The organism is Bacteroides sp., assembly GCF_019417265.1.
GTDB lineage: Bacteria > Bacteroidota > Bacteroidia > Bacteroidales > Bacteroidaceae > Phocaeicola.
Map to the genome: position 1 here is coordinate 5,000 of NZ_DXVR01000090.1, position 6,604 is coordinate 11,603.

Sequence of the window (6,604 nt, forward strand, 5' to 3'; positions counted from 1 at the left end):
TCTTGAATATTTTATCGGAGAAATGTTCTTTTAATTCCATATAAATAGAAATTCATTATTTGAAATGCAAAGGTACAAAAATGTATTTTCTCTGCAATATATAAATATAAATAGGAATGCAAATATTAGGTAACTAAATATTTACATTCCTATTGCACTGTAATAAAAGTTTGCTTTCTATTATTATATCTTTACATTGATTTTCTTTCCGCTGTATGTAATGACTTTTTCTTTTCCGTCGGCTGTACGTATGGTAAAGTTACGTTTGGTCAGCATACCGTTATATTCACCTTTACGTGCATCAATTGTGAGAATACGTTTTGTGTCGTTCCATTTCATTTGTATTTCAGTGTATGCTCTGGACTCATAATTGTAATTGTCGCCTTCGTCTTCATAAAGTGTAAATGTTCCGTCCGCTCCCGGATATACGTTTATTATCAGATTATCCCATTTCTTCTCGTTTGTATATTGCACATCCGGACCTATAGGTATGATGCTTCCTGCACGGACAAAAAGTGGTATTCTGTCAAGTGATGTCTTGATTTTCAATTTTTGTCCACCGTCGAAATTCTCGTTAGTCCAGTAATTATACCATTTGTTTCCTGAAGGAAGATAAACTTCCATTTCTTTAGACTGTGTAAAGTCAACATTTAATGAAAGGTTTACCTGATTGTTTGTTGTCTTATTCCATCCTTCGTTCTCTTTTAAGATATTTTGTTTTTGTTCAGGTGTGTATTGTGCGTGAAGAACAGGCGCTACGAAGAATGCTTTTCCGAACATGTATTCGTTACCTATTTTCCATGTGTTTTTGTCATTCAGGAAATCCATGTAGAGGGCACGCATAAATGTTGACTGTCTGTGTGAAACCTCCCAGGCTGTAGAATAGATGTAAGGCAGTAGGGAATAACGTAATTTCACAGCATCTACCAATGCGTCATAAACCGGTTCGCCGGCTTTGCCGTACCAGAAAAATTCACGGGGAGTGTCGGCACCGTGACTACGCATCATCGGACAGAAAACTCCGAATTGTAACCAGCGTACATAAAGTTCCTGATACATTGGATTTCTTGTGGCACTGGTATTTCCATTAGTGTTGTATGAGCCGGCGAAAAAGCCTCCTAAATCAGAATTCCAATGTGGCATTCCTGTGAGTGAGAAGTTCAGTCCGGCAGTTATTTGTTTGCGGAACATATCCCATGATGACTGTACGTCGCCAGACCATACGTTTGAGGCATAACGTTGTTGTCCGAGGAAGCCTGAACGGGTTAATATGATAACACGTTTGTCGCTGGTTTCTGCACGCTGATGATCGTAAACACCTCCAACAGTCATAAGAGGATATGCATTGCGTACACTGCGGTATGAACCTAAGTAAGTCTGACGGTTAAAATCACTCTCCTGCCAGTTGAAATGGTCAGGCTCTGTTGAATCCATCCACCATCCGTCCATACCTAATTGGAAGATACCCTTGTTGAGGTAATCCCAGTAAATGTCACGTGCCTTAGGGTTGTAACAATCGTAAACTCTAACTCCTGATGGATATTCCATGTTTGGAGGCCAGCCTTCAATGCCTGATTGTGGCCATGTTTCCATGTTGAATAAGAGTCCTTCTTTATCTAATGTACGGTATGGTTTTGTTGCCGGTCCGAAAGAAGACCATATAGAAATCATCATACGCGCGTTCATTCCGTGTATGCTGTCAATCATGGCTTTAGGATTGTCAAAAGACGGATTGCGGAAGTCCATTGCATTCCACAGATAGTTATGTCCCCAATATTGCCAGTCTTGTATGACACAGTCTAGTGGAATACCTAATTCTCTGTATTTTTTTACCACACCTACAGTTTCTTCCTGGCTTTTGTATCTTTCCTTACTCTGCATAAATCCGTAGCTCCACAGTGGCATCATCGGTACTTCTCCTGTCAAAGCACGTACCTGTGCTATAACTCCGTCGGCAGAACCGCCATACATGAAGTAGTAATCAATGCAGTCTCCCACTTCGGAACTGAATGAGGTCTCATTTTCATTGTCTGTATAAGTAGTTGCGGAATAATTGTCCCAAAATACTCCATAACCTTTGGTTGACTGAAAGATAGGTGATACATCTTCAATATTACCTTGAATTAATAATTTACTCATGTTGCGTTGCATCATCTGTCCGTTCTGTAACTGTCCCAGACCGTACAACCCTTCTTCTTTATCTGTTATAAATCCCTGATAAACGGTATATGCATCTCTATCGGCATCCTTCATCGGAGTAAAAGGCTTTGAGTTTTCATTCTCTTTCAATAGAATAGTACCGTCGGTTTTGGCATAGGTCATTATACCATTTTCTGTATTGAGCGTAACAGTCAGTACAGGGCTTTTCATTACAATTCTGTTGTTGTCTGATGTGGTGATTTTTACTCCGGACTTATCAGGCTTTGCAATAACTGAGAGACTTTTCTTTTCTACAGTCTTTCCTAACGGTGTCTTTAAAATCCTCAGACTGTTTGGAGTGAACCACTGAACTTCTACATCTATTTTTTTATCATTGATGGAAGTTTTGATGCCGTTTTCTGTTTCCTGGTATTTTTGCGACCATACAAAAATAGGCAATGAACATAATGCTAAAATCAATAAACTTTTTCTCATGGTTTGTATGTTTGATTAAGAGATAATTTAATTACACTTTAAAATGTGGATTCAATGTTTATCGTACATGCAAAATTATCATGATGGCATAAGAAAAAGTTGTAAATATGTTGCAGATAACAATATATTGGTTGAAAATTATCAATGCTTTTTCAGTTGCTGGACGTATTGTGAAGGACGTACACCAAATTCTTCCTGAAAACATTTACACAGATAACTTGAAGTGCTGAAGCCAACGCTGTCTGCCACTTCGGCAACAGTATAACCTTTTTCCAACAGTTGTGCTGCCCGTTTAAGACGAACGGAGCGTATAAAACTGGTAGGCGTTTTTCCAACCAAAGCTATCAACTTACGGTAAAGTCCAGTGCGGTCCATTCCCATGTCGCGACTTAGTGTTTCCACTGAGTATTCCTGATTGTCCAAGTTCTGCTCTACATTTTTAAGGACTTTTCGTATAAAAGCTTCGTCTGTTTCACTTAAGAGTTTCTGTTTTCCTTCTTTCTCGTTGATTGTGCTTATTTGTTTCTTTCTTGTTTCTTGCTGTTCCAGCAATTGACGCATCTCAATAATCAGTACATCTAGGTTTATATTGTTTTCGTCGGTCGGTATAGGCAATAATGCTCCTTTTGAAAGTTGCTTTACTAATGTTTGTAGTTCTGTAGCATTCTGACGAATAGACTGCAGTTGTAATTTGTTCCTTCCTTCGTCCATGTGCATAATTACAGCATCCAGAGGAGATATTATCTTTTTAATCGGTTCTTCCAGTTCCTGATTAATGTTTTGGATGAATGTTGTTTTCATTTCATCCAGTTTTTCTTTCTGTTCACGTATTATGCTTCGTTTCTTTTTTCTGATATATAGAAGAATGAAAGCTGCTATGCAGCTGCCGGCTAATATTATATAAACGGTATAAGCATATCCGGTTTTCCAGAACGGAGCTTTTACTCGTATTTTAAGCTCGGCATATTTATCTGTCCATCCTTTGCCGTTTCCTGTAGAGCGTACTTTGAATGTATAGTTACCGGGAGGCAAATCTGTATAAGTGGCTCTTCCTCTACCGTCTGTTGAATGGATTTCCAGTTCTGTCTTGTCTATTCCGTTAAGTTGATAACGATAGTATGTCTGTGTCGGATTTATGTAGTTCATGGCGGCAAACTCTATTGTAAAGAAGTTCTGATCATGGCGCAGAACAATCTCTTTTGTCGTTGTTATAGGATTTTTTAATATCTGCTTATCATGATAATACATTCCGTTGTGGATTTTCTCTCCAAACAGGTTAAATCCGACGAACAATGGCAAATAAGGGATTTCTTCTGTTTGTGCAGAAGATGTATTCAATATGTTGAAACCGTTAATACCACCCCAGTAGATGGTGTTGTCGGAAGTGATATAGACAGAACTTTCGCAAAACTCATCGGTTATGACTCCGTCATATTGATTGAAGTTGACAAATGAGTATCCAAGCGAATCGGCTGTGTTTCTGTTTGCTTGCATGTTGCTTATTCCATTGGCAGTGGAAATCCATACGGAACTGTCAGGCGTTTGTATTATGCTACGGACAGAATTATTTACAAGGCCATCGGATGTGTGAAATCTGTGTTCTTTCCCGGTTTTCACGTCCAGTAGCATAAGTCCGTCTTCTAATCCTATCCAAACTTTTCCACTTCCTGCCGTATAAATACAGTTGCAAGGATGACATGTCGGATGGAAATCGGTTTTATTGTTTTGTTTATCATATATAAACCATCCGTCTCTGGTAATACCTACCAATACATCTTTTCCGATTTTGGCAGTCTGAAGTATTCTTTTATTATTGAGATGGTCGATTTTTTCTTCTTTAAAGGTCGTTACCTTACCTTTATACACTGAAATGCTGCCTGATTTGGGGCTATATAAATAATTTTCTGTATCAGTCTTTACTATGATATCTTTGTTCTCAGTCTCTTCAAATCCTGTCACGTGCATTGAAGTTTCTTCTGGAAGAGAGAACATCACTTTTCCGATATTTTGAAAACGAAAACGGTTAGGATGGTAATATAGGATACCACGATTTAACGTACCTATCCACATTCCACCCTGAAGGTCATTGTACAGCGTGCTTATTTCTGTGTCAATCTTTCTACCGTCAACCAGTTTAAGTGTCTGTATGTATTGCTTTTCTTTCAGGTCGGGTGAAATGTTGTAGAGTCCGTCATGTCCGCTAACCCAAATGCTGCCGTCGCGGTCAATGGAAAGATAGTTGAACCATGAGTCTGTGTTCATGACTATTCCCCAGTTCTTTTTATATATGTTGAAATTTAGCATTATGCCACCGCCTGTGCCATTACATAACTGATAAAACGAATCATGGCCTTGTACTACATACGAAGTATTTCCGTATAGTACTTCTGGCAGGTCGGCCGGTACATTACGTCTGTACAATTCTTTTCCTGACACTATATCATGGCATATCAGCATTCCTGATTTGTAGAATAGATAAAGTTTGTCGTCTATTACTCCTAAATCATAAATCTGATCATTGTCCGGTGAAACCTTCTTTTTGAAAATAAATGTATTTTTCCTGTCTTTACTTATGTGTAATAAATCGTCTTTTTCCGTAACAACCCATAAATCACAATATTTATCCATGAACAAATCTTTCAAAGGGATGTCTATTCCCCATTGTCTGAATATGGAATCAGGACAACTCAGGAACTCTTCGCTTGTAATGTTTGCAACCATTAAAGTATGATTGTTTTTAATCCACACATATCCGTTGTTGTCAACATATGTATGGTGAAAACCAGAATATTCCGATAATCGGCATATGTTGTTCTTGTTATAGTGAAGATAGGTAAAGTTTGTTCCGTCGTATATGTTTATTTGTCCTTCTGTGGTTATCATCATACGTCCGTCAGGTAGTTGTGATATGTTTCTGACTTTATTGCCGGACAATCCTTGTGATGCGTCCAACGGTGTGAAAACGTAATGCTTTTCAGAAAAGACAGGTTCTGCTGCAGCAAATATCCATAACAGAAGCAAGAGTCTTAATATTACAGTATTTTTTTTATCAATTTTTGTCAGTTTACATTTCATGTATTGTGCTTTTATTAATAGTATATCTTTTTATACTCAATAGGTGTAAGTCCTGTATATTTCTTGAAAACTTTTGAAAAATAGGCAATATCGTCAAATCCGAGATAATATGATACTTCCTTTATATTTATATTACTGTCTGACAATAGCTGTTTTGCTTCTTGTATTTTCAATTCCTGTATATAGTGGGCCGGTGATACTCCGGTATAATCTTTAAACAACTTTCTGAACCATGAGTAACTCATGTTTATTCTTGATGCTACATCCTCGGCAGTTATATCTTTCAGCAGATTTTCCCTTATTATGATTTTTGCCTTGTCTATTTGCTCTTCAGTAGCTGTGTCGAAGCATCTGTTGTAGTCGTAATACATTGTCATGCCTAAAATCAAGTTTGCAATACCGGCAAGATATTGCTGGCATGCCGCTTTTTCTTCATTGGCCACTTTTATGGCTTGATTATACAGGTTTACAATATTGTCCTGTACGCCTATCCTGTATATAATTTGTTCTTTGTTGAAGAAATTGTTTTTGAATCTGCTGTCCATGTTTGCTCCTTCGAAACCAATCCACATTTCTGTCCATCCTGTTTTCTTGTCGGGCATATAGCTATGCCACTGGTGAGGACGCAGTATAATCATGTCACCTTCTTTTATTTCCATATTTTCTTCCGGAGATGTAAAGAAGATGCCTTTACCCTTTGTTATGTATAACAGTTGATAGCTGTCCAATTTTCGGCCTCTGGAGGGAGTGAAGAAAAACTGTGCAGGATGCCCTGTACGTGGAGGGTAAGTTTCGTATTTCTTTTCAATAGTTTCACATCCTACGGTGTTGACAGTTATTCCCCAGTCTTCATCACGTTGGCTGCTTATAAGATATTTATAGTTCTTTGTAAAAT

At 38.0% G+C, this 6,604-nt stretch carries 3 protein-coding genes; all 3 read right to left on the bottom strand.

Annotated elements, in window-relative coordinates; genetic code table 11:
• Positions 1 to 183: 183 nt before the first annotated feature.
• Positions 184 to 2,634, bottom strand: coding sequence for a TIM-barrel domain-containing protein (locus QZ379_RS10305; protein ID WP_291564111.1), 2,451 nt, complete (start codon positions 2,632 to 2,634; stop codon positions 184 to 186).
• A gap of 141 nt (positions 2,635 to 2,775) precedes the next feature.
• Complete coding sequence (locus QZ379_RS10310; RefSeq protein WP_291564115.1) at positions 2,776 to 5,709, bottom strand: helix-turn-helix domain-containing protein; 2,934 nt, start codon at positions 5,707 to 5,709, stop codon at positions 2,776 to 2,778.
• 14 nt (positions 5,710 to 5,723) lie between these two features.
• Positions 5,724 to 6,604 (bottom strand): AraC family transcriptional regulator (locus QZ379_RS10315; RefSeq protein WP_291564118.1); only part of this gene is annotated, 881 nt, incomplete at its 5' end.